Here is a 20,761-nt window from a genome sequence, read left to right on the forward strand (position 1 = left end):
GTTTTGAAATGCATCGTCTGCCCAAGCACGTCACGTTGAAGCACCTGACCGCGTTCGTCGCGGTGGCGCAGGAATCCAGTTTCACGCACGCCGCCAAGCGCCTGTTCCAGACGCAATCGTCCGTCACCAGCCTGGTGCGCCAGCTTGAGGACGCGCTCGGCACGCAGCTGTTCGCGCGCACCAGCCGGCGCGTGCTGCTGACCCCGGCCGGCGAGGAATTCCTGCCGCGCGTCATGCGGCTTCTGGCCGATTTTGATGGCGTGATCGAGGACGTGGTGCGTTTTGGCGCGCTGGAGCGCGGGCGGGTGGGGGTGGCGGCGGCGCCGTCCGCCATCACGCAGCTCATCGCGCCGGCGGCCGCCGTGTTCGCCGCGCAGTATCCGGCGGTGCGCGTGTATCTCAGCGACGACAACTCCGGCCGCATCCAGCGCAAGGTGGCCGCGCGCGAGGTCGATTTTGGCCTGACCAGCCGCTGGGCCGACGCGCCCGGACTGCAGTTCGACGCCTTGCTGGAGGACCGCTTTGGCGTGCTCTACCGGCAGGACGACGCCAGTCTGCGCCCGGGCCGCGACGGCGCGATGCGCTGGTCCGATCTGGCCGGCCGCAAGCTGGTGGGCGTGGTGGATGAAACAGGCATCATGGCGCTGCTGCGCGCCCGCGCGGACCTGCCGATCGAGGCCGCGGCGCCGTTCTATGAAGCGTCCAGCACGACGTCGCAGGCGGCGCTGGTCAAGGCGGGAATGGGGGTGGCGCTGCTGCCGGCATTGGCTGCGCAACGCGTCATGGAACCGGGCCTGGCCTACGCACTGCTGGCGCGGCCGACCGTGGTGCGCACGCTGTGCATCATCCGCAACAAGGAATATCCGTTGAGCCCCGCTGCACAGGCATTGATTTCGGCCATCCACGACTACCTGCGAACGGCCCAGCTACCCCCGGGCTGCCGCCGACTATCTGCAGCGCGCCAGAAGCACTAATCGGGTTCCCTACCCCCCACGCAACTTCTCATCCAGCGCAGCCAATCCCGCCGCGAACACGTTCTGTCCCACGGCCTCGGCCACATCGCTGAGCCGCGCGCCTTCCACGCGGAAGTCGGCCCACCACTGCACCAGCGTGCCGCCCCCCTCGGTGACGGGATGCAGCGATACGCCCGCGACGTAGTCGCGCATGGGCAGGTCGGTTTCGATGATGGCGTAACGCAGCGCGGTGTTGGGATCGTCCAGCATCAGAAGCTGTTCGCGCACGAAGCCGGACGGCTTGAGCGTCAGGTGCCGCACCGAGCCCACGGCGTCGTGGCGGCCGCCCTCTTCCAGGCGGCTTTGCGCCACGCCGGGATGCCAGCCCCCAAGACCATTGAAGTCGCGGAACAACGGCCAGACCTTGTCCAGCGGCGCGTTGACGATGGCGGTGATGTGTACGGTGTGCGGCATACGGGCTCCGGCGGACGCGATGCGCGTCGAATCAGGGGGAAACTGCGGCAATGCGGATCAGAAGGTCAGGTTCTTAAATTCACGCGTGGCGGCCGTCAGGGCCTGTTCGGTCGGCAGGCGCTCCATCGAGCTGGCGCCGTAGAAGCCGTGGCAATGCTTGCAGGCGCGCAGCACGTACGCCGCATCCTCGGGCATTGCAATCGGACCGCCATGGCAAAGCACGATGATATCCGGGCGCACGGCCAGCGCGGCCTCGGCGATACGGTCGATGGCGCCCACGCAATCGTCCAGGGTCAGGGCAGTTTCGGCGCCGATGGACCCGCCGGTGGTCAGGCCCATGTGCGCCACGATGATATCCGCGCCCGCGCGGGCCATGGCCACGGCGTCGTCCTCGTTAAAGACATACGGCGTTGTCAGCATTCCCTTCTGGTGCGCCAGGCGGATCATGTCCACCTCCAGCGCGTACCCCATGCCCGTCTCTTCAAGATTGGCGCGGAAGTTGCCGTCGATGAGGCCGACGGTGGGAAAGTTCTGCACGCCGGCAAAGCCTTGGCGCTTCAGGTCGTCCAGAAACACATCGAAATCGCAGAAGGGGTCGGTGCCGTTCACGCCGGCCAGCACCGGCGTGTTCTTGACCACCGGTAGCACTTCGCGGCCCATGTCCACGACGATCTCGTTGGCGTTGCCGTAGGCCAACAAGCCCGCGAGCGAGCCGCGGCCTGCCATGCGGTAGCGGCCCGAGTTGTAGATCACGATAAGGTCGATGCCGCCCGCTTCCTCGCACTTGGCCGACAGCCCGGTGCCCGCGCCCCCGCCCACAATGGGCGTGCGGGCGCGCACCATGGCGCGGAACTTGTCCAGCAGTTCGTGACGGTCAAAACGCGGCATGGCGGCAATCCTCAATGTGCGGCAATTTCAAGAAAATGGTCGACCGCCGTTTTCGCGAACAGCGGATCGTTGATGTGGCAAGGCACGCGGATCAGCCGGCGGTCCGCCGTCTGCCGCAGGTTGGCTTCGAGCGCGGCAAACAGCGCGGCATCGGCCTCGGGGTCCCAGAACGCCTGGCCCGGCGCGTCCAGCGCGGACACGCCGCCCTCGGGGATCAGGAAACGCACCGGCCCATCGCAGCGGTTCAGCCGGTCGGCAATCCATTCGCCCTGCCGGATGTTTTCCTCGGCGGTCGTGCGCATCAGCGTGACCTGCGGGTTATGCGGGTAGAACAGCCGGCCGCGGTAGCGCTCGGGCACGGTGTCCATCGCGCCAAAGTTGACCATGTCCAGCGCGCCGCAAGAGCCGACATACGGCGCGCCCGTGCGCGCCACCGCGCCGAAGCGGTCTTGCGTGCACGCCAGCACGCCGCCGAACAGCAGGTCGCAGACTTCGGTGGTGGTCAGGTCCAGCACGCCCGCCAGCAGGCGGCTGTCCAGCAGCTTTTCCATGGATTGGCCGCCCGTGCCCGTGGCATGAAACACCAGGCAGTCGAACTGCGATTCCAGCAGCGGCGTGACCTGTTGCACGCAGGCGGTGGTGACGCCGAACATGGTGATGCCCACGGCCGGCCGGCCGTCGTCGGCGGCCGCATTCACCGCCTGGCGGAACGCGCCGCCAATCGCCCCGGCCGCATTGGCCAGCACGCGGCGCGAGATGCGGTTCAGGCCCGCCACGTCGGTCACGGAATACATCATCGCGATGTCGGACGGTCCCACATAGGGCGCGACATTGCCGGAGGCCATCGTGGACACCATCACCTTGGGCGTGCCAATGGGCAGCGCGCGCATCGCGGGCGTGATGAGCGCGGTGCCGCCGGATCCGCCCAGGCCCAGCAGCGCGCCGATCTCGGCATTGCCAGCGGCATAACGCTCGAACGCCAGCGCCATCGCCGCGATGGCCGAACCCCGGTCGCCGGTGAAGACCGCGCCGGCGCCCTCCGGATGGCTGCGCGCAACCTCCTGCGCCGAGACCTCGGCGGCGCTGGGCGCGCCCGAGGTCGAAACGTCCACCGACACCACGTCCAGGCCTTCGCGCCGGAGCAGATCCACCACGTATTCGGCCTCGTGGCCCTTGGTGTCGTAGGTCGCGGCCACAAACACCCGCTGCTTGGTATGCGTCATGACTCCTCCGCGGGCGGCTACACTCCGTGCGCGCCTCGATATGTGAGGCCAAAGGCCTGTAGAATCCAGAAATGAGACGAAAGAATCATACTGAGACACCTGTCTCACGTCAATCCGACTCCCCTGCCCGCAAGGGGCAAGCGTCCGCAGGCGGCGCCAAGCTGATCGCTCCCGCCAGCCCGCAGGCGGCGGCCAGCGGCGAACCGCCCCACGGGCCGCGCGCCCGGATGCGCAAGACGCTGCTTGAGGCCGCCCAGCAGCTGATGGCGCAAGGCGTCACGCCGTCCGTCGCCGAACTGGCCGAGCACGCCCGCGTATCGCGCGCCACCGCCTACCGCTATTTCCCCAGCCAGAGCGCGCTGATCGCGGCCGTGGTGGACGAAAGCCTGGGTCCCATCCTCGCCTGGAATTCCGACGCGCCCGACGCCGCGGCCCGTGTCGACGAACTGCTGCGTTTCGCCTATCCGCGGCTGGAGGCCCACGAAGCGCCCTTGCGCGCCGCCATCCTGGTGTCGCTGCAACAGCACGCGCAAGCCAGCGCCGGCAAGGCCGACGCCGAGCCGCGGCTGGTGCGCGGCCACCGGGTCGACATCCTGAAACGCGCCATCGCCCCGCTTGCCGCCGACCTGACGCCGGCACAACAGGAGCGCGTCGCGCAGGCGCTGTCGCTGGTGTACGGCACCGAGGTGTTCCTGGTGCTCAAGGACATCTGGAAACTGGACCTGCCCGGCGTCACCGACGTCGTGCGCTGGACCGCCAACGCCATCATCACCCAGGCCTTGGCCGAAGCCAAAGCCGGCAAGAAATAGGCCGGCCCGGACAGCGCACCAGATCCGCGTCCGCGCCCGCCGCTGTCATTCCCACGTCATTCCCCGCCCGCATAGTGGCGCGCTTCGCGGCAGTGCGTGTTGCACGCCGCCTGACGTTGGAGTGTTGTAGATGCAGTTCGAAGTATCCCGCCTGCGGCGAGCCCTCATGCCTTTGTCGCTGGCTTGCGTGACCCTGTTGAGCGCTTGCGGCGGCAGCGATGACGATGACGAAGTCACCCCCGAACCGGCGCCCCCCGTCGTGACCGATCCCACGCCGCCCGCCGAGCAGCCCAAGCCGGTCGAGACGGGCGCGTGGTCCACGGGCGACCTGCACGTGCATACGTTCCAGTCGGACGACGCCCAGGTCAGCCTGGAAAGCGCGCTGGACCAGGCGTTCGACCGCTACAAGCTGGATTGGGCCGCGATCTCGAATCACCTGCGCCTGTCCGCGCGCGACCATACGGGCGTGAACCTGCCGGGCGGCTCGATCCCGTTCTCGCAAGGCATGGCGCAGTACGAGGCGCCCTTCATCAAGCAGGCGCAGGCCGCGGGCCGCTACGCCGGCAAGATCATCTTTTCGTCGTTCGAATGGGACATGCCCACGCACGACCACGTCAACATCGGCATCGGCTACAACGATCCGCAGTCCGCCAAGTCGCTGGAGGCGGTTGCCGAGTTCGAATACCTGTTCACCAACCGCGATCCGAACAAGTTCGACCCGCTGCTGGTCTCGCGCCTGTCCGGCCAGACGCGCGCCTACACCACGCACGCCGACGCGCTGGCCGCGCTGAAGTGGTTGCGCGACAAGCACCCCGACAGCTACATGCTGCTGAACCACCCCTCGCGTTACGCGGGCAAGTACACCATCGCCCAACTGCGCGAGATGAACGACCTGGCGCCCACCGTCTTCTTCGCCATCGAAGGCATGGTCGGCAACCAGATGGAACCGGACCGCGGCGGTTACGCCACGGCGTACACCACGCCCTTCCTGCCCAACCGCACCTATGGCGGCACAGACTACCTGGTCGCGCACCTTGGCGGCACGTGGGACGCGCTGCTGGGCGAAGGCCGGCGCATCTGGAACGTGGCGGATTCGGACTATCACTTCCGCACGGCCTCGGGCCTGTACAGCAGCGGCTACGCGCCCGGCGAATACAGCAAGACGCACGTCTGGAAAGACGGTGACGACATGGCGGCGGTGGTGGCCGGCCTGAAGAGCGGCCGCATGTTCGGCGTCTTCGGCGACCTGATCGACGCGCTGGACTTCCAGGCCAAGGGCTTGGCCGGCGCCGCGCACATGGGTGGCGAGCTGAAGGCGGCCAAGGGCGAAAAAGTGGAAGTCACCATCCGCTTTCGCAGCCCCGACAGCAACAACTACGAGTACCCGATCGAAAGCGGCAATCCGACCTACGTGAAGCCCACCGTGCATCACGTGGACCTCATCGTTGGGGACGTGACCGAACGCGCCCAGGCAGGCACGCCGGAATACGATGCCGACACCAATCCCACGACGCGCGTGCTGGCCCGCTTCACCAAGGCGGACTGGAAGGTGGACGACGAAGGCTACAACGTCATCACCACCACGATCACCGCCGACAAGAGCCAGTACCTGCGCCTGCGCGGCACCAATCTTGGCGTGGACGTGGCCGGCGAAACCGCAGCGGGCGAACCGCTGCCGGACGCCAAGATCGACCTGGCCGACAACGCGGCGCGCTTTAACGCGATCAACGCGCGCAACTACAACGACCTGTGGTTCTATTCAAACCCGGTGTTCGTAACCGTCGAAAACTGATCTGATCGACCCGCCTGCGCCGCCATTTCCGGCGGCGCGGCGCAGGCAAAAAAATGCCCGGCTCATCGCGCCGGGCATTTTTCTTGGTGCAGCAGGCTTACTGCAAGGTGCGGGTGAAGACGAACTTGCCGTCCTGCCAGTCGACCGGCACCACGTCGCGCGGGCCGAACCTGCCTTCCAGGATCAGGCGTGCCACCGGGTTCTCGATCTGCTGCTGGATCGCGCGCTTCAAGGGGCGCGCGCCAAACACCGGATCGAAGCCGGAGCGGGCCAGTTCCGCCAGCGCCGGTTCGGTCACTTCCAGCCGCATCTCCTGCTTTTCCAGGCGTTCGCCCAGGCGGCGAAGCTGGATGCGGGCGATGGACTCGATGTGCTGCGCTTCCAGGCCATGGAACACCACCACTTCGTCGATGCGGTTCAGGAATTCCGGCCGCAGCGTCTGCTTCAGCTCGTCCCACACCACTTCCTTGACCACGTCATACGGTTGGCCGGCCAGCGTCTGGATATGCTGCGAACCCAGGTTGGACGTCATCACGATGACCGTGTTGCGGAAGTCCACGGTGCGCCCCTGGCCATCGGTCAGGCGGCCGTCGTCCAGCACTTGCAGCAACACGTTGAACACATCCGGATGCGCCTTCTCGACTTCGTCCAGCAGCACCACGCTGTAGGGCTTGCGCCGCACGGCCTCGGTCAGGTAGCCGCCCTCTTCGTAACCCACGTATCCCGGCGGCGCGCCGATCAGCCGCGCCACCGAATGCTTCTCCATGAACTCGCTCATGTCGATGCGGATCATGTGCTCTTCGGAGTCGAACAGGAACTCGGCCAGCGCACGTGTCAGTTCGGTCTTGCCGACGCCGGTCGGCCCCAGGAAAAGGAACGACCCATACGGACGCGCCGGATCGGCCAGCCCGGCACGGGAGCGGCGGATGGCATCGGACACCAGGCGCACGGCCTCGTCCTGGCCCACCACGCGCTTGTGCAGGAACTCTTCCATGTGCAGCAGCTTTTCGCGTTCGCCCTGCATCATCTTGGACACTGGAATGCCGGTGGCGCGCGAGACGACTTCGGCGATTTCCTCGGCGCCGACGCGGGTGCGCAAGAGGCGCGGACGGGTTTCGTCGCCTTCCGCGTTTTCAGCGGCCTCGGCGGCGCCCACCTCGGCGGCCTTCAGGCGCGCCTCAAGGTCCGGCAACTTGCCATACTGCAGCTCAGCCAGCTTGTCGAACTGGCCCTTGCGCTGCAATTCCGCCATCTCGGCGCGGACGTTGTCGATCTCTTCCTTGATGGCCTGCGTGCCTTGCACGGCGGCCTTCTCGGCCTTCCAGATTTCCTCGAAGTCGTTGTATTCGCGCTGCAGCTTTTGCAGCTCGTCCTCGATGACGCCCAGGCGGCGCTTGGACGCGTCGTCCGTTTCCTTCTTGACGGCCTCGCGCTCGATCTTGAGCTGGATGATGCGGCGGTCCAGCTTGTCCATCACTTCCGGCTTGGAGTCGATCTCCATGCGGATGCGCGCGCCGGCCTCGTCGATGAGGTCGATGGCCTTGTCGGGCAGGAAGCGGTCGGTGATATAGCGATGCGACAGCTCGGCGGCCGCCACGATAGCGGGGTCGGTGATCTCGACGCCGTGGTGGATTTCATAGCGTTCCTGCAGACCGCGCAGGATCGCGATGGTGGACTCCACGTCGGGCTCGTCGACCAGCACCTTCTGGAAGCGCCGCTCCAGCGCCGCATCCTTTTCGATGTACTTGCGGTATTCGTCGAGCGTGGTCGCACCAATGCAGTGCAGCTCGCCGCGCGCCAGCGCCGGCTTGAGCATGTTGCCCGCGTCCATCGCGCCTTCGGCCTTGCCCGCGCCCACCATGGTGTGCAGTTCGTCGATGAAGACGATGTTGCGGCCGTCGTCCTGGCCCAGCTCTTTCAGCACGGCCTTCAGGCGTTCTTCGAACTCGCCGCGGAACTTGGCGCCCGCCAGCAGCGCAGCCAGGTCCAGCGACAGCACGCGCTTGCCGCGCAGGGTCTCGGGCACCTCGTCGTTGACGATGCGCTGCGCCAGGCCTTCGACGATGGCGGTCTTGCCGACGCCGGGTTCGCCGATCAGCACGGGATTGTTCTTGGTGCGGCGCTGCAGGATCTGGATGGTGCGGCGGATTTCGTCGTCGCGGCCGATGACCGGGTCGAGCTTGCCCTGGCGGGCGCGCTCGGTCAGATCAAGCGTGTACTTGGACAGGGCCTCGCGGTTGGCCTCGCCTTCCGCGCCGGAGACGTTCTCGCCGCCGCGCACGGCGTCGATCGCGGCTTCCAGGGCCTTTTTCTGCAGGCCCGCTTCGCGCAGGATGCGGCCGGCCTCACCCTTGTCGTCGGCCAGCGCAAGCAGGAACAGTTCGCTGGCGATGTAGGTGTCGCCGCGGCGGGCGGCTTCCTTGTCGGTGCGCGTCAGCACGCCTTGCAGGTCGCGGCCCACCTGAACGTTGTCATCGCCCTGCACTTGCGGCAGGGACTTGAGCGCCGTCTCCAGGGCGGGACCCAGGCGATTTACCGCAACGCCCGCCCGCGCCAGCAGGCTGCCCGCGCCGCTGTCGGGATCCGACAACAGGGCGGACAGCACGTGGACGGGTTCGATGTAGGGATGATCGTTGCGGGCGGCCAGACTTTGCGCGTCGGCCAGCGCTTGTTGGAACTTGGTCGTAAGTTTGTCGAATCGCATAATGGTCTATTGGCTTGTGGGGAGCCTGACCGATACGTGCCGGCTGGCTCGATAACCTGAATATGTGGCCGGATGAGACAATTTCAACACCCGGCGCCCCTCATGGTCTTTTTCGACGTGCAGCAGCAAACTTAGCGATGAGCATATACGTTTTTGTGTACGGAACCCTACGGGCAGGCGAAATCAACGACCTCGCCCGGGCCGCTGCACGGCGCGGCCTGCCCCCGGCCAGCCATGTCGGCGCCGCCAGCGTGCCCGGCATGCTGGTCGATTTTGGCGACTGGCCCGGACTCATCCCCGTGGACGACGGCCGGCGGGTCCGCGGCGACGTCTTCCGGGTGGGCCCGGCGCTGCTCGCCCTGATGGACGAGATCGAGGAATACGAGCCCGGCAAGCCATGCTGCTTCGTGCGCAGGACGGTCTGCGCACGCCTGGAAGGCTCCGGCGACCCCCTTTTGCTGCACTGCGAGTACTACCCGATCGACCCCGCGTGGCGGGCCGCGGCGGTCGATATCGCCGGGGACGACTGGATCGTCCACCGTGTTTCCCGGACAACGCCGGACGACCGGAAGGCCCCCTCGTAAGACGGCCGTAGTAACAACGGACTACAATAGACGCCTGTCTCGTGCTCCACACCCGTTCCGGCGCCCGCCGCGCAATGGGCACTCTAAAGGTCATCGTATGCAAAAACGGGTCCCCATTGCCCCTGATGCCGCCCACTGTTCCACGTGCATGCTGGGCCATGTCTGCGTCCCCGTGGGCATGGCAGCCGCTGAAGTCGAAAAGCTGGACGAGCTGGTGAAAGAGCGCGTCCGCGTCGAAAAAGGCAAGACGCTCTACTCGCTGGATCATCCGCTGGACGCCGTGTACGGCGTGCGCTTCGGCAGCCTCAAGACGCAACTTGAAGACGCCACCGGCCAGATCCAGATCACGGGCTTTCACCTGCCCGGCGAGATCGTCGGCATGGACGGCATGCTGGACGGCAAGCACGTGTCGGCCGCCGTGGCGCTCGAAGACTCCGAGGTCTGCGTCATCCGCCTGAATGAAGTCGATCGCGTGGCCTCGCACCTGCCCTCGCTGCAGCAGCAATTCCGCCGCCTCATGAGCCGCGAAATCACGCGTTCGCACCAGATGCTCGCGTCGCTGGGCTCCATGCGTTCGGAACAGCGCCTGGCCGCTTTCCTCCTGAACCTGTCGCAGCGTTATGCCTCGCTGGGCTATTCCTCGACCGAGTTCGTGCTGCGCATGAGCCGCGAAGAAATCGGCAATTACCTGGGCCTGACGTTGGAAACGGTGAGCCGGCTGTTCTCGCGTTTTGCGCGCGACGGTCTCATCAAGATCAACCAGCGCGAAGTCCGCATCCTGGACCTGCCGGCGCTCAAGCAACTGCTGGGACACGAGAGCTGCTGAGCAGTCGCTGCGCCATGCGCCGCGCGCCTGCCCTCTTGCCTGCCCTCTTGCCTGCCGCACTGGCGGTGGCCGCCGTGCTGGCATTTGCCAGCGCGCACGCCCAGACGCCGCTGCCGGACCCTTACGACTACGACGAAGCCACGCCCGCGCCCAAGCGCGCGGCGCCGCTGCGCTGGCAGACCGTTGAACTGGGCCGGCCCGGCCACCGGTACAAGATGCCGGTCTACGCAAACCGCGACCTGACCAAGGACGACCTGCGCGGCATCAAGCAGGTGCTCATCGTCATCCACGGCGTCAAGCGCGACGCCGATCAATACTTCGAAACTGCCGCGGCGCTGGTCGCCGACGACCCGGCGCGCGCTGGCGACACGCTGGTGCTCGCCCCCCGGTTTTCCGGCTCCATCGACTCCGGGTTTGCCGGCATGGCCGCCTGGCGCAAGGCCAGCTGGGAAGACGGCCAGGAAAGCGTCCAGGCCGCAGGCCGCCCCGCCCCCGTCGCCTCGTTCCAGGTCCTGGATGATTTGCTGCGCAGCCTGAACGACCGCAAACGGCTGCCGTCGCTGACCGGGCTGGTGCTGGCCGGCCATTCAGCCGGCGCGCAACTGGTGCACCGGTACGCGGTGCTGAACAATCTGGATGGCGCACTGCGCCGCGACGGCCTCACGCTGCGCTACGTTATTGCCAATCCGTCGTCCTACCTGTACCTGACCAACGAGCGGCCCCGCGCCGACGGCAAGGGCTATGCGCCGTACGAGCGCGGCATCTGCCCGACCTACAACCAGTACAAGTACGGCACCGACAAGCTGCCCGCCTACGCCCGCGAAACCGACGACGCCACGCTCTTTGTGCGCTACGCCGCGCGCGATGTGGTCTACCTGCTGGGCGGCGCCGACAACAACCCCGAACACCGTCTGCTGGACAAGGCCTGCGGCGCCGAAGCACAGGGCGCCACCCGGCTGGCGCGCGGCACGGGCTACGTCCAGTACGAACACGTGCTGGCCGCGCGTGGCGGCAAGCCCGTCAACCTGCGCCACACCGCCTTTGAAGTTGGCGGCGTCGGCCACGACGGCAAGCGCATGTTCGGGTCGATCTGTGGCGTTCGGGCGCTGCTGGGCAGCGACGCCCAGGCCAGCCGCACCGCCGCGGCCTGCGACATCATCAAGCCTCGCGCCAAATAAGCGCTCCCCCTAGGGAAATTCCGCAGCCTCCCGGCTTGACAGGGATTCGTGGCAGGCCTAAAACTTAACCTTATGGTTAAGTTAAATGATGACGCGCTCGATGCCATCTTCTCCGCGCTGGCCGATGGCACGCGGCGCCGGGTGCTGGCCGACCTGGAAAACGGCACGGCCTCGGTCAGCACGCTGGCCCAGCCGCATGCCATGTCCCTGCCCGCTTTCATGAAACACCTGCGGGTGCTGGAAGACGCCGGGCTCATCGCGCGTGCCAAGGACGGCCGGGTCGTGAGCTGCACGCTGTCGGCCAAGCCCCTGGGCGCCGCCGCCAGCTGGCTGGCGCGCTACGAGAAGTTCTGGACGGGCCAACTGGATTCGCTGGCGCGATACCTGTATCACGAAGAGGAAATCCATCCATGGAAAACCGACTCTCCCCCATCGAGTTGCGGCTCCAGCGACGCTTCGACGCCCCCGTCGAACGCGTCTGGCGAGCCTGGACGGACCCGCAAGCGCTGATGCGCTGGTTCGGCCCGGCAGGCACGCAGCGTGTGCTGCTGGCCGAGACCGACGTGCGGGCGGGCGGCGCCTATCAAGTGGGCTTCGTCACCGCCGACGGCGCGGCGCACTACGCCAGTGGCCGCTATCAGGAAGTCGCGCCGCATCGCCGCCTGGTGTTCACCTGGGCGTGGCGCGACACGCCGCAGGAAGTTTCGTTGATCACCCTGGACTTCACAGCGGCGGGCGCCGGCACCGACCTTGCCTTCCTGCAGACGCCCTTCGTCGACGAAGCCACGCGCGACGGCCACGAAGACGGCTGGTCGGGCGCCCTGGACCGGCTGGCCAATCACCTGGCCGGCGCGGCCTGACGCTGAACCCGAGCCCGGGCCGACGCGCCCGGCATACACAGGAGACGTACGATGCAAACCGATCATCCCGTCGTATCCCGCAACGAATGGCACATTGCACGCGAGGCGCTGCTGCGGCGCGAAAAGGAACTGACCCGCGCCACCGACGCCCTGACGCGCGACCGCATGGCCTTGCCGTGGGTGCAGGTGGACAAGCCCTACCTGTTCGAAGGCGCGCACGGGCCGCAGCGCCTGCAGGACCTCTTTCACGGCAAGCGCCAGCTGATCGTCTATCACTTCATGTTTGGTCCGGACTGGGAGGAAGGCTGCGTGGGTTGCTCACTGCTGGCCGACCACCTGGACAGCGCGCTCATGCATCTGCCGCACCACGACGTATCGGTGGTGGCCGTCTCGCGCGCGCCGTATGCCCGGCTGGCCGCGTTCAAGGCCCGCATGGGCTGGGCGTTTGACTGGTATTCCTCGGCGGAAAGCGACTTCAACTTCGATTTCGGTGCGTCCGTGCCGCAGGCGGATGGCGCGGTCGAGGAACGTCCTGGAGCCAGCGCCTTCTTCCGTGATCCCGACGGCGAGATCTTCCACACCTACTCGGCCTTCGAACGCGGCGTGGAGCGGCTGGCGGGCGCGTATAACTACCTGGACATCGCGCCGCTGGGCCGCAATGAAAACGGCCCGTATTTCGACGTACGCGACTGGGTGCGCCACCATGACCAATATGGCGACGCCCCCCGCCCAGCCTGCCACGGCCAGCGCTAAGCCGCCGACCACGGCCGGCATGGCGGGCCTCTGGCTGGCCTGCCTGGCGGCCATGGGCGCCGGACTGGTCGTGGACACATGGCGCACGCCCGCCGCGCTGCTGGCCAGCGAATGCGGTGCGCCGGGCACCCTGGTGCAACTGGCCTGGCGGCACGCGGCGCTGATGCCCGCCAGTTCCGCCGCGATGGCGCTGGCAGCGCTGCTGCCTTGGTCCCGGCTTCCCTGGTCCCGGCGTCCGGGGGCAAAAACGCCGCTGGCAAGCCGCGTACTCTGCCTGATCCTGATGGCGATCGGAATGGTGCTGGGCGCGCGCCTGGGCGTTCAAACGGCCCAGGCGCTGGAAACCGCACCTTTTTGGGGAATGGTGTTGGGCATGACCGCCGGCATGGCCGCCGCCCTGCTGCCGGTGGCCGCGCTCAGCGTCTGGCGCCGGTAAGCGGGCGGACGGCGGGCGGCCGCGCCTCGATTGGCGCCGCGCCCGGCGCCTGGATCTCCAGCGCGGACGTCGCCTGCGCCACGCACGGCAGGATCCAGCCCTCTTCCTTTTCGTCCCGCGACAGGCCAGGCCATTCAACGCCATACACGACGGATCCCTCGACCAGCAGGCACATGCAGGCACGGCACGTGCCATTGCGGCACGAACTGGGCAGCTTGATGCCCGCCGCCTGCGCGGCCAGCAGCACGGACGTGCCGGCGCGCGCCTCAAAGCGCAGGCCTGCCGGCTGGACAAGAACGGGGTACGAGGACATGGGCGGTGGGACGGCAGCCGCGGTTCAGGCGGCGTTGTCCTGCCAGTCCAGCTTCCAGGCGCCGGACAGCACATTCTGCATCCACAGCACGCAGGTCAGGGTCTTGGCGTCCGTGACCTCGCCCTGGCTGCAGGCCGCGATCAGGTCTTCGGGACGCGTGCTGATCACGTCCAGGAATTCATCCTGGTCAAGCTGGCGTTCCCCCGCCTGCAGGCCGCGCGCAAAGAAGATGTGAATGATCTCGGTGGAATAGGCGATCGCCAGATGCAAGGCGCCCGCGTGGGCCCATTGGGCGGCCGTATAACCGGTTTCCTCGAGCAGTTCGCGCTTGGCGCACACCAGCGGATCCTCGCCCGGATCCAGCTTGCCCGCCGGAAACTCCGTCATCACGCGCCCGATGGGATATCGGAACTGGCGCTCCAGCAGCACCCGGCCGTCGTCCAGCAGCGGAATCACCACCACCGCGCCCGGGTGCACCACGTATTCGCGGATGCCGGTGTGGCCGTTGGGCAGGCTGACGGTGTCGCGGCGGATCTTCAGGAAGCTGCCGTCGTACGGCGCCTCGCTCGCGAGCAGCGTTTCGACGAGATGGGTATCGGCGGGTCGGGTCATGAGAACGTCTGGATCATGGACAGGAAAGGGCGGATGGCCGTGCGAGGCACGCCTGGCAGCTTACCATCGCCCCGCCGGCAGCCGGTCAGCCGAACTTGCGCGCCGCATCCAGCGCGAGGCCCGCCCCGATGCTGCCAAACAAATCGCCTTCCACGCTGCGCGCCTCGGGCACCAGCCGGGACACGCTTTCGCGCAGTCGCGGCACGCGGCTGGAGCCCCCCGTGAAGAACACGGTGTCCACGTCCGCCGTGGACACGCCCGCATCGCGCAGCAGCTGGCCCACGGTGGTCTCGACCTTGTCGATCAATCGCCCCACGCACGCGTCGAACGACGGGCGAGTCACCTCGACGCCCAGGTCCGGCGCGACGCGCGACAGGTCAATGCGCGCGGCAGGCGCATCCGACAGCGCGATCTTGGCTTCCTCGACCTGCACCGCCACCCAGTGGCCCGCACGCTCCTTGACCAGGTTCAGCAGCAGGTCGATCTTCTGGCGGTCGCCGGCCTCGGCTCGGATGTAGGCAAAGTGCTCGGCCGCCTTGCGCGTGTAGGCCTGGTTGATGGTGTGCCAGCAGGCCAGATTGCCGTACTGCGTCGACGGCACGTCCTTGCCGCTGCGCAGCTGGCTGCCCAGGCCCAGCAGCGGCATCACATGCGCCAGGCTCAATTGCTTGTCGAAATCGACCCCGCCGATATGCACACCGCCATAGGCCAGGATATCGTCGCGGCGGTCGGGCTTGGCTGCGCGGTCCGGTCCCAGCCGGATCAGCGAAAAGTCCGACGTACCGCCGCCAATGTCGATCACCAGCACCAGCTCTTCACGGCTGATCTGCGACTCGTAGTCGAACGCGGCCGCCAGCGGCTCGAACTGAAACTCGATGTCGGTAAAGCCCACGCTGCGCGCGATCTCTTCCAGCGTGTCCTGCGCCGTCTGGTCGGCGGCGGGATGGTCATCCACGAAGAACACGGGACGGCCCAGCACGGCGCGGGTAAAGCCGCGCCCGGCGGCCGCCTCGGCGCGCGCCTTCAATTCGGCGATAAAGCGCGTCAACAGCACGCGGAACGGGATGGAGCGGCCCTGCACTTCGGTCGAGCCGTCGATGAGCGAGCTGCCCAGCAGGCTCTTCATCGAGCGCATCAGGCGCCCGTCATAGCCGGCCAGGTAGTCGGAGATGGCCGCCCGGCCATAGCTGACCTCGGCGTCCTCGTCATGAAAGAAGATGGCCGACGGCAAGGTGGTCTTGCCGTCTTCCAGCGTCAGGAGCGCATGTTGGTCGGGACGGCTCCAGCCGACGGTGGAATTGGAGGTGCCGAAGTCGACGCCGCAGGCGGTGGAAATCATGGGAATTCAGGCGCTTAGAGCAAAACGGCGCACAAGTGTACCCGCTCTGGCTCCGGCCCTGGATTCCCACCCGCTTCTATTGCTGCTGGCGGCGCTGCTCCAGTTCGCGCAGGCACTGCTCCAGGCCGGCCTGCATCTGCGTGCGCGACGTGGCGGCACGGTCAGACACCGTGCGGCAGCGCTGGAATTCGGCCTGGCTTTGCGGCGTATCGCGGATCACCACCGGCGGCGTCTCGGGCGTGACCGTCATGCGCAGAGTCGACGGCGGCGACAGGCTGCCCGGGCTGGACGGAAACTGCATTTCCTGCGCCGTGCCGGGCACGGCGTTCTGGGCTTGGGCGGCGCCCGCCGCGCACAGGGCAGCAAGCAGGAAGGCAGAGACGTGGTGTTTGTTCATGGAAACCTCTTCGATAAGTCAGCGCCCGGTCCGATGGCCGGCTGCGACCCTATCGTATTACGCGGCGTGGCGCCCGCGTCGTGCCAAGACGCTACACAGAAGCCGCCAGTTGTTTCCTCGCATTTCCGGTCAGCCCCGCTTGCCGGATTGCCCTCAAGATGGGCGCCGCGATTGGCGCAACGGGTCCAGCAGCGACGACAGCCCGTTATGGTCCAGTTCGTGCATCAGCGCCAACAGGCGCCCCAGCTCTCCAGGCGGAAAGCCCTTGCGCGCGAACCACGCCAGATAAGGCCCCGGCAGATCGGCAATCAACCGCCCCTTGTACTTGCCGAAGGGCATGTCGCGCGTGACCAGCAGCGAAAGCAGTGCCGGGTCCATCACGTTCATCGCGGCCCGCCGCCGGCAAAGAGCTCGGCGGACGGCACCGCGGCGATCTTCACGCCAAAGCTCGAAATGTCCGGCAGCGTCGCGTTGTGGTGCGCCCGGATCTGCGCGCCATCCGCGTGCGGCTTGTCGTGCGTGGTGTGCGCATCGGCCGCCAGCGTCACGGGCAATCCTAGCCCCGCCGCGCGCCGCACGGTGGTGTCCACGCAGAACTCCGTGGCGTAGCCGCACACGACCAGTTGCGTCACGCCCCGGTCCGCCAGCACCTGCGCCAGATCCGTGCGCAGAAACGAATCCGGCGTCGTCTTGCGGATGCGGATGTCTTGCGCGGAAGTCGCCAGGCGCGTGTCCAGATCCCATCCCGGCGCACCATGCGCAAGGTCCGAGCCGGGGCTTTCATGCTGAACATAGATGACCGGCACGCCCGCCGCGCGGGCGCGTTCGGCCAGCGCGTTGACGCGAGACAGCACCTGCGCGGCCTCGAAGGGCGGCGGCGAGGTTTCGAACAACGCGCGCTGCACGTCGATCACGATAAGAGCGGTATTCATGGAATGTCGTCAGGAGGCAGACTGGATCACGATGCGTGGCTCGCACCGTACCGGAAAATTCACGGAATTGGCAATGAAGCAGAAATGGTGCGCGCGCTCGTGCAGCGTTTGCGCCAACGCGGCGTCGCCGCCCGCCGCGATCGTGACCTGAGGTTTGAGCGTGACCGAGGCAAACGCGCCGCCGCGCTCGGGGTCTTCCACCATGACGCCTTCGGCCTCGTCCCGATAGGCCTGCACCGTCACGCCTTCGACCGCGCACAAGTGCAGATACCAGAGTTTGTGGCAGGCCGAAAGCGAGGCCACCAGCATGTCCTCGGGATTCCAGCGCGCGGGGTCGCCGCGAAAGGCCGGGTCCGATGATCCCGGCACGTCGGGCTTGCCCTCGGCCTGGATCTGATGGTTACGCGAATAGGCCGCGTAGCCGGCCGTGCCGGCGCCCGTGTTGCCGATCCATTCGACGCAAACTTTGTAATGGTGTTCGTCTTTCATGCCTCTCGCCCTATCGCCGCGCCGGCAGCCCGATGCCGCCTCCCGCGCAAGGAACGCCGAGCTTAGCGCACGCCTGCTTCTCCCGGTTGGCCAAATTGGCGCCGTTGCGGTCTTACATCCCGTTTCAGCATCGGACAGTTACTGTCCGTATCGTGAAAACGCGTCTGGCCCTCAGTCAGGCCGTCACACAGGAGCTCGCCATGATGAAAACCACCCTGACCTGCACCCTGAGTCTTGCGCTGCTTGCGGGCTGCGCCCCGTCCAAGCCGATCACCGCCCGCTCCGTGCCGGTGGACAACCACACCGCCCGCGATTCCCTGGATTGGGCTGGCAGCTATGAAGGCGTGCTGCCCTGCGCCGATTGCCCCGGCATCCGCACGCGCCTGACGCTGATGAAGGACGGCCGCTACGAGAAGCTGACGCAGTATCTGGACCGCCAGCCCCAGCCCGAAGTCGTGTCGGGCACCTTCAGCTGGGAGTCCGACGGCAGCACGATCCGTCTGGATGCCGCGGGCGACAGCCAGCGTTACTTCGTCGGCGAGAACCAGGTAACGATGCTGTACCGCGACGGCACGCGTCCCACCGGCCCGCTCGCGGGTCATTACGTGCTGCGCCGCGCGCAATAAGGCATCGCGCCGCTGCGGGCTTTGGGGCTATCCTCTGGCATTGATCGCGCCCGGCGGCGCGTCCCCTCCCGCAAGGAAGCCATGAAGACCGATCACGAACTGCTGTCTGCCTTCGCCCCCACGGGCGTGCTGCGCGCGTCCATCAACCTGGGCAATCCCATCCTCGCCAATGCCGACCCCGCCACTGGCCAACCCGGCGGCGTATCGGTGGACCTGGCGACCGAACTGGCGCGCCGGCTGGGTATGACACTGGAACTCGTCGTCTTCAAATCGGCGGGCGAATCCGTCAGTGCGGTGGCCGCCGAACAGGCCGACGTCGGCTTTTTCGCGATCGACCCGCTGCGCGGCGAGCAGATCGCCTTCACGGCGCCGTATGTCGTCATAGAAGGCGCGTACCTCGTCCGCCAGGAATCGCCGATTGCCGCCATGGACGAAGTCGACTGCCCGGGCCAGCGCGTCGTCGTCGGCAAGGGCAGCGCCTATGACCTGTACCTGACGCGTGAACTGAAGCAGGCCGAGATCTTTCGCGCCCCCACCTCGCCCGCCGTCGTCGACACCTTCTTGAAGGAAAACATGGAAGTTGCCGCGGGCGTGAAGCAGCAGCTCGAAGCCGACGCGCAACGCCTGGGCGGCTTGCGCCTTCTGGACGGCCATTTCATGCTGATCCGTCAGGCCATGGGCGTGCCCAAGCGGCGCGGCGACAAGGCCAGCGCCTACCTCTCGGCCTTCGTCGAAGCCATGAAGAAATCCGGCTTCGTCGCCGAGGCGCTGGCGCGCCACAAGATCCAGGGCGCCGCCGTGGCGCCGCTGGAACCGGCCGCGCAGTCGTAGACGTAGTCTTAGGCGCGGGAACGCCGCACGGCCGGGCGTCTTCGAACAGCGGCCCGGCCGGCAGCGATCGGGCTAATGACTGATCATCCAGGGCCTTGCGCCCGCGAATGATTTTGCGCCATCGCCCGACGTGCGCGTCCGGCCCCGCGAACGCCCGCCGCCGCAGCACCCGCAGTTCATGCCGTGCCCCGCCCGCGTGCTGCGCGGCTCGTTGGCGCTGCGTTCATTGGCCGCGTGCGCCCGGTTTATCGCCGAGGACAGCGCCGACACCGCCGGCGCCCCCGCCACGATGCGGCCCGACAGCGCCCCGCACTGCGGGCATGAGGCCGGATCCCGCCACTGCGCCAAAGGCCGCAACACGGCAAATTCGCCGCAATCCCCGCAAGCGTAGTCATACATCGGCATGGTCTTCTCCTACAGATCGCGCGACAGCGGCATGTCGACGTCGCCCTTGATGTGCTTGACCGGCCCGCTGGCCGACGGCTGAATGTCGAAATCAAAAATCTCCGTCGGCAACCAGAGCGTCGCGCACGAATTGGGAATGTCGACCACGCCGCTGATATGCCCCTGCACCGGCGCGCAACCCAGCAGCGAATAGGCCTGCGCCCCCGAATAGCCGAACTTCTTCAGGTATTCGATGGCGTTCAGGCACGCCTGCCGGTAGGCCACGTTCACGTCCAGGTAATGCTGCTTGCCGGCCTCATCGACCGAAATGCCTTCAAAAATCAGGAAGTCCTTGTAGGCCGGCGTGATCGGACTGGGCTTGAAGATCGGATTGCGAATCGCATACTTGTCCATGCCGCCCTTGATCAGCGACACGCGCATGTGCACCCAGCCGGCCATTTCGATCGCGCCGCAGAACGTGATCTCGCCGTCGCCCTGCGAAAAATGCAGATCGCCCACTGACAACCCGCCGCCCTTCACATACACCGGAAAAAACACCCGCGCCCCGCGCGACAGGTCCTTGATGTCGCAATTGCCGCCATGCTCGCGCGGTGGAACCGTGCGCGCCCCCTCGCCCGCCGCCCGATCGCGGTCCGCGCCCTGCAACGCGCCCATGTGCGCAGTCTTGGGCGCGGGCGGATTGGCCAGCGGCGGCACGCGATTCGGATTGGTATCGATCAGCGCCTGCTCACGCCGGTTCCATTCGTCCAGCAGCTTGCGGTCCGGCAGGCACCCGATCAGTCCCGGATGAATCAGGCCAGCGAAGCTCACGCCCGGAATATGCCGCGACGACGTGAACATGCCGTGAAAATCCCAAATGGATTTCTGCGCATGCGGAAAATGATCCGTCAGAAACCCGCCGCCATTGTTGCGGCTGAAAAATCCATTGAACCCCCACAGGCTGTCGGGCTTGGCGCCGATATCCAACAGGTCGACCACCAGCAGGTCCCCCGGCTCCGCGCCCTCCACGCCCACGGGCCCGGACAGAAAGTGCACGGTGGACAAATCCACATCCCGCACATCGTCGGCGCTGTCATCGTTCTTGATCGCGCCGCCCGTCCAGTCGTAGGTTTCCAGAACGAAATCGTCCCCGGGCTTGACCCACACCGCCATCGGAATATCCGGATGCCAGCGGTTATGGATCTGCTTGTTGTCGTAGGGGGATTGTTCCAGATCGACACTGATAAGCGTGTTGGTCATCCTCTTTCATCTCCGTCGTAAAGCGTTGATAAAACAGAAAGGTCGACCGCTGGCTGTCTAAAAAGAAGCAGCAACTCAGGCTTCGCAAGCCATTGATC

At 66.8% G+C, this 20,761-nt stretch carries 25 protein-coding genes; 12 read left to right on the forward strand and 13 right to left on the reverse strand.

Going from position 1 to position 20,761, the window contains the following annotated elements; all coding sequences use genetic code 11:
* The first annotated feature begins 8 nt into the window (after positions 1-8).
* Positions 9-974, forward strand: a complete 966-nt coding sequence (locus HV786_RS06910; protein ID WP_063953846.1) for a LysR family transcriptional regulator — start codon at positions 9-11, stop codon at positions 972-974.
* 9 nt (positions 975-983) lie between these two features.
* Here HV786_RS06910 and HV786_RS06915 read toward each other — a convergent pair whose 3' ends face one another.
* From HV786_RS06915 to HV786_RS06925, 3 genes are read right to left on the reverse strand one after another with little or no spacing between them, the layout of a single operon-like run.
* Positions 984-1,427, reverse strand: coding sequence for an SRPBCC family protein (locus HV786_RS06915; protein ID WP_128828560.1), 444 nt, complete (start codon positions 1,425-1,427; stop codon positions 984-986).
* 57 nt (positions 1,428-1,484) lie between these two features.
* Entirely contained in the window at positions 1,485-2,315 is an 831-nt protein-coding gene (locus HV786_RS06920) for a phosphoenolpyruvate hydrolase family protein (protein ID WP_128828561.1), read from the reverse strand.
* An 11-nt stretch (positions 2,316-2,326) separates the two neighbouring features.
* The gene (locus tag HV786_RS06925) at positions 2,327-3,538 is read right to left on the reverse strand and encodes a Tm-1-like ATP-binding domain-containing protein (protein ID WP_175210392.1); all 1,212 of its coding nucleotides are present in this window, start codon (positions 3,536-3,538) and stop codon (positions 2,327-2,329) included.
* A 161-nt stretch (positions 3,539-3,699) separates the two neighbouring features.
* On the opposite strand from HV786_RS06925, the gene HV786_RS06930 reads away from it, so the two are divergent.
* Together HV786_RS06930 and HV786_RS06935 are read left to right on the forward strand one after the other, a co-directional pair.
* Complete coding sequence (locus tag HV786_RS06930; protein ID WP_062840786.1) at positions 3,700-4,347, forward strand: TetR/AcrR family transcriptional regulator; 648 nt, start codon at positions 3,700-3,702, stop codon at positions 4,345-4,347.
* Positions 4,348-4,477: 130 nt separating this feature from the next.
* Complete coding sequence (locus HV786_RS06935; RefSeq protein WP_128828562.1) at positions 4,478-6,139, forward strand: S-layer protein; 1,662 nt, start codon at positions 4,478-4,480, stop codon at positions 6,137-6,139.
* Between the two features lie 97 nt (positions 6,140-6,236).
* On the opposite strand, the gene clpB is transcribed toward HV786_RS06935, so the two are convergent.
* Positions 6,237-8,843 carry an ATP-dependent chaperone ClpB gene (gene clpB / locus HV786_RS06940; RefSeq protein ID WP_128828563.1) on the reverse strand — a complete coding sequence of 869 codons (2,607 nt, stop codon included), beginning with the start codon at positions 8,841-8,843 and terminating at the stop codon, positions 6,237-6,239.
* Between the two features lie 137 nt (positions 8,844-8,980).
* On the opposite strand from clpB, the gene HV786_RS06945 reads away from it, so the two are divergent.
* From HV786_RS06945 to HV786_RS06975, 7 genes are all read left to right on the forward strand, one after another.
* Entirely contained in the window at positions 8,981-9,427 is a 447-nt protein-coding gene (locus HV786_RS06945; protein ID WP_128828564.1) for a gamma-glutamylcyclotransferase family protein, read from the forward strand.
* Between the two features lie 97 nt (positions 9,428-9,524).
* Complete coding sequence (fnr, locus tag HV786_RS06950; RefSeq protein WP_056324138.1) at positions 9,525-10,253, forward strand: fumarate/nitrate reduction transcriptional regulator Fnr; 729 nt, start codon at positions 9,525-9,527, stop codon at positions 10,251-10,253.
* Between the two features lie 14 nt (positions 10,254-10,267).
* Positions 10,268-11,431 (forward strand): hypothetical protein, encoded by a 1,164-nt coding sequence (locus HV786_RS06955; RefSeq protein WP_128828565.1) that lies wholly within the window; start codon positions 10,268-10,270, stop codon positions 11,429-11,431.
* A 72-nt stretch (positions 11,432-11,503) separates the two neighbouring features.
* Positions 11,504-11,941 (forward strand): ArsR/SmtB family transcription factor, encoded by a 438-nt coding sequence (locus HV786_RS06960; protein ID WP_128828566.1) that lies wholly within the window; start codon positions 11,504-11,506, stop codon positions 11,939-11,941.
* The gene (locus HV786_RS06965; protein WP_128828567.1) at positions 11,842-12,291 is read left to right on the forward strand and encodes an SRPBCC family protein; all 450 of its coding nucleotides are present in this window, start codon (positions 11,842-11,844) and stop codon (positions 12,289-12,291) included. The genes HV786_RS06960 and HV786_RS06965 overlap by 100 nt, the downstream gene beginning before the upstream one ends.
* 51 nt (positions 12,292-12,342) lie before the next feature.
* Positions 12,343-13,044, forward strand: coding sequence for a DUF899 domain-containing protein (locus tag HV786_RS06970; RefSeq protein ID WP_128828568.1), 702 nt, complete (start codon positions 12,343-12,345; stop codon positions 13,042-13,044).
* Positions 12,995-13,480 (forward strand): hypothetical protein, encoded by a 486-nt coding sequence (locus tag HV786_RS06975; RefSeq protein WP_254599454.1) that lies wholly within the window; start codon positions 12,995-12,997, stop codon positions 13,478-13,480. The genes HV786_RS06970 and HV786_RS06975 overlap by 50 nt, the downstream gene beginning before the upstream one ends.
* On the opposite strand, the gene HV786_RS06980 is transcribed toward HV786_RS06975, so the two are convergent.
* The 7 genes from HV786_RS06980 to HV786_RS07010 all read right to left on the reverse strand — a co-directional run bounded on the left by HV786_RS06980 (position 13,461) and on the right by HV786_RS07010 (position 17,562).
* Entirely contained in the window at positions 13,461-13,793 is a 333-nt protein-coding gene (locus tag HV786_RS06980; RefSeq protein ID WP_175210398.1) for a 2Fe-2S iron-sulfur cluster-binding protein, read from the reverse strand. The two genes, HV786_RS06975 and HV786_RS06980, sit on opposite strands and share 20 nt — an antisense overlap.
* Before the next feature lie 24 nt (positions 13,794-13,817).
* Positions 13,818-14,405, reverse strand: a complete 588-nt coding sequence (locus tag HV786_RS06985) for an NUDIX domain-containing protein (protein ID WP_062840630.1) — start codon at positions 14,403-14,405, stop codon at positions 13,818-13,820.
* A gap of 85 nt (positions 14,406-14,490) precedes the next feature.
* Positions 14,491-15,744, reverse strand: coding sequence for an Hsp70 family protein (locus HV786_RS06990; RefSeq protein WP_063953795.1), 1,254 nt, complete (start codon positions 15,742-15,744; stop codon positions 14,491-14,493).
* A 76-nt stretch (positions 15,745-15,820) separates the two neighbouring features.
* The gene (locus HV786_RS06995; protein WP_128828570.1) at positions 15,821-16,141 is read right to left on the reverse strand and encodes a hypothetical protein; all 321 of its coding nucleotides are present in this window, start codon (positions 16,139-16,141) and stop codon (positions 15,821-15,823) included.
* 153 nt (positions 16,142-16,294) lie between these two features.
* A complete protein-coding gene (locus tag HV786_RS07000) occupies positions 16,295-16,519 on the reverse strand; it encodes a DUF3820 family protein (RefSeq protein WP_056324642.1) in 225 nt (74 codons plus the stop codon).
* Positions 16,520-16,524: 5 nt separating this feature from the next.
* Positions 16,525-17,073, reverse strand: coding sequence for a cysteine hydrolase family protein (locus tag HV786_RS07005; RefSeq protein ID WP_128828571.1), 549 nt, complete (start codon positions 17,071-17,073; stop codon positions 16,525-16,527).
* Positions 17,074-17,082: 9 nt separating this feature from the next.
* Entirely contained in the window at positions 17,083-17,562 is a 480-nt protein-coding gene (locus HV786_RS07010) for an OsmC family protein (protein ID WP_128828572.1), read from the reverse strand.
* Positions 17,563-17,762: 200 nt separating this feature from the next.
* Here HV786_RS07010 and HV786_RS07015 point away from each other — a divergent pair, with 200 nt between their 5' ends.
* Together HV786_RS07015 and HV786_RS07020 are read left to right on the forward strand one after the other, a co-directional pair.
* Entirely contained in the window at positions 17,763-18,188 is a 426-nt protein-coding gene (locus tag HV786_RS07015; RefSeq protein ID WP_128828573.1) for a copper resistance protein NlpE, read from the forward strand.
* An 81-nt stretch (positions 18,189-18,269) separates the two neighbouring features.
* Positions 18,270-19,019: an ABC transporter substrate-binding protein gene (locus tag HV786_RS07020; RefSeq protein WP_128828574.1), complete on the forward strand. Its 750-nt coding sequence runs from the start codon at positions 18,270-18,272 to the stop codon at positions 19,017-19,019.
* Positions 19,020-19,091: 72 nt separating this feature from the next.
* Here HV786_RS07020 and HV786_RS07025 read toward each other — a convergent pair whose 3' ends face one another.
* Both HV786_RS07025 and fmdA read right to left on the reverse strand, forming a co-directional pair.
* On the reverse strand, positions 19,092-19,424 hold the full coding sequence (locus HV786_RS07025) for an FmdB family zinc ribbon protein (RefSeq protein ID WP_175210400.1): 333 nt from the start codon (positions 19,422-19,424) through the stop codon (positions 19,092-19,094).
* A 9-nt stretch (positions 19,425-19,433) separates the two neighbouring features.
* A complete protein-coding gene (gene fmdA / locus HV786_RS07030; RefSeq protein ID WP_128828579.1) occupies positions 19,434-20,663 on the reverse strand; it encodes a formamidase in 1,230 nt (409 codons plus the stop codon).
* Between the last annotated feature and the right edge of the window lie 98 nt (positions 20,664-20,761).

It is taken from the genome of Achromobacter mucicolens (assembly GCF_902859725.1).
Lineage (GTDB): Bacteria > Pseudomonadota > Gammaproteobacteria > Burkholderiales > Burkholderiaceae_B > Achromobacter > Achromobacter mucicolens.

What these genes read in the sequence shown, in the direction of transcription:
- HV786_RS06910 (WP_063953846.1), top strand. Translation starts at nt 9, where the DNA reads ATGCATCGTCTGCCCAAGCACGTCACGTTGAAGCACCTGACCGCGTTC.
- HV786_RS06915 (WP_128828560.1), bottom strand. Translation starts at nt 1,427, where the DNA reads ATGCCGCACACCGTACACATCACCGCCATCGTCAACGCGCCGCTGGAC.
- HV786_RS06920 (WP_128828561.1), bottom strand. Translation starts at nt 2,315, where the DNA reads ATGCCGCGTTTTGACCGTCACGAACTGCTGGACAAGTTCCGCGCCATG.
- HV786_RS06925 (WP_175210392.1), bottom strand. Translation starts at nt 3,538, where the DNA reads ATGACGCATACCAAGCAGCGGGTGTTTGTGGCCGCGACCTACGACACC.
- HV786_RS06935 (WP_128828562.1), top strand. Translation starts at nt 4,478, where the DNA reads ATGCAGTTCGAAGTATCCCGCCTGCGGCGAGCCCTCATGCCTTTGTCG.
- clpB (WP_128828563.1), bottom strand. Translation starts at nt 8,843, where the DNA reads ATGCGATTCGACAAACTTACGACCAAGTTCCAACAAGCGCTGGCCGAC.
- HV786_RS06945 (WP_128828564.1), top strand. Translation starts at nt 8,981, where the DNA reads ATGAGCATATACGTTTTTGTGTACGGAACCCTACGGGCAGGCGAAATC.
- fnr (WP_056324138.1), top strand. Translation starts at nt 9,525, where the DNA reads ATGCAAAAACGGGTCCCCATTGCCCCTGATGCCGCCCACTGTTCCACG.
- HV786_RS06955 (WP_128828565.1), top strand. Translation starts at nt 10,268, where the DNA reads ATGCGCCGCGCGCCTGCCCTCTTGCCTGCCCTCTTGCCTGCCGCACTG.
- HV786_RS06960 (WP_128828566.1), top strand. Translation starts at nt 11,504, where the DNA reads ATGGTTAAGTTAAATGATGACGCGCTCGATGCCATCTTCTCCGCGCTG.
- HV786_RS06965 (WP_128828567.1), top strand. Translation starts at nt 11,842, where the DNA reads ATGGAAAACCGACTCTCCCCCATCGAGTTGCGGCTCCAGCGACGCTTC.
- HV786_RS06970 (WP_128828568.1), top strand. Translation starts at nt 12,343, where the DNA reads ATGCAAACCGATCATCCCGTCGTATCCCGCAACGAATGGCACATTGCA.
- HV786_RS06975 (WP_254599454.1), top strand. Translation starts at nt 12,995, where the DNA reads ATGACCAATATGGCGACGCCCCCCGCCCAGCCTGCCACGGCCAGCGCT.
- HV786_RS06980 (WP_175210398.1), bottom strand. Translation starts at nt 13,793, where the DNA reads ATGTCCTCGTACCCCGTTCTTGTCCAGCCGGCAGGCCTGCGCTTTGAG.
- HV786_RS06985 (WP_062840630.1), bottom strand. Translation starts at nt 14,405, where the DNA reads ATGACCCGACCCGCCGATACCCATCTCGTCGAAACGCTGCTCGCGAGC.
- HV786_RS06990 (WP_063953795.1), bottom strand. Translation starts at nt 15,744, where the DNA reads ATGATTTCCACCGCCTGCGGCGTCGACTTCGGCACCTCCAATTCCACC.
- HV786_RS06995 (WP_128828570.1), bottom strand. Translation starts at nt 16,141, where the DNA reads ATGAACAAACACCACGTCTCTGCCTTCCTGCTTGCTGCCCTGTGCGCG.
- HV786_RS07000 (WP_056324642.1), bottom strand. Translation starts at nt 16,519, where the DNA reads ATGGACCCGGCACTGCTTTCGCTGCTGGTCACGCGCGACATGCCCTTC.
- HV786_RS07005 (WP_128828571.1), bottom strand. Translation starts at nt 17,073, where the DNA reads ATGAATACCGCTCTTATCGTGATCGACGTGCAGCGCGCGTTGTTCGAA.
- HV786_RS07010 (WP_128828572.1), bottom strand. Translation starts at nt 17,562, where the DNA reads ATGAAAGACGAACACCATTACAAAGTTTGCGTCGAATGGATCGGCAAC.
- HV786_RS07015 (WP_128828573.1), top strand. Translation starts at nt 17,763, where the DNA reads ATGATGAAAACCACCCTGACCTGCACCCTGAGTCTTGCGCTGCTTGCG.
- HV786_RS07020 (WP_128828574.1), top strand. Translation starts at nt 18,270, where the DNA reads ATGAAGACCGATCACGAACTGCTGTCTGCCTTCGCCCCCACGGGCGTG.
- HV786_RS07025 (WP_175210400.1), bottom strand. Translation starts at nt 19,424, where the DNA reads ATGCCGATGTATGACTACGCTTGCGGGGATTGCGGCGAATTTGCCGTG.
- fmdA (WP_128828579.1), bottom strand. Translation starts at nt 20,663, where the DNA reads ATGACCAACACGCTTATCAGTGTCGATCTGGAACAATCCCCCTACGAC.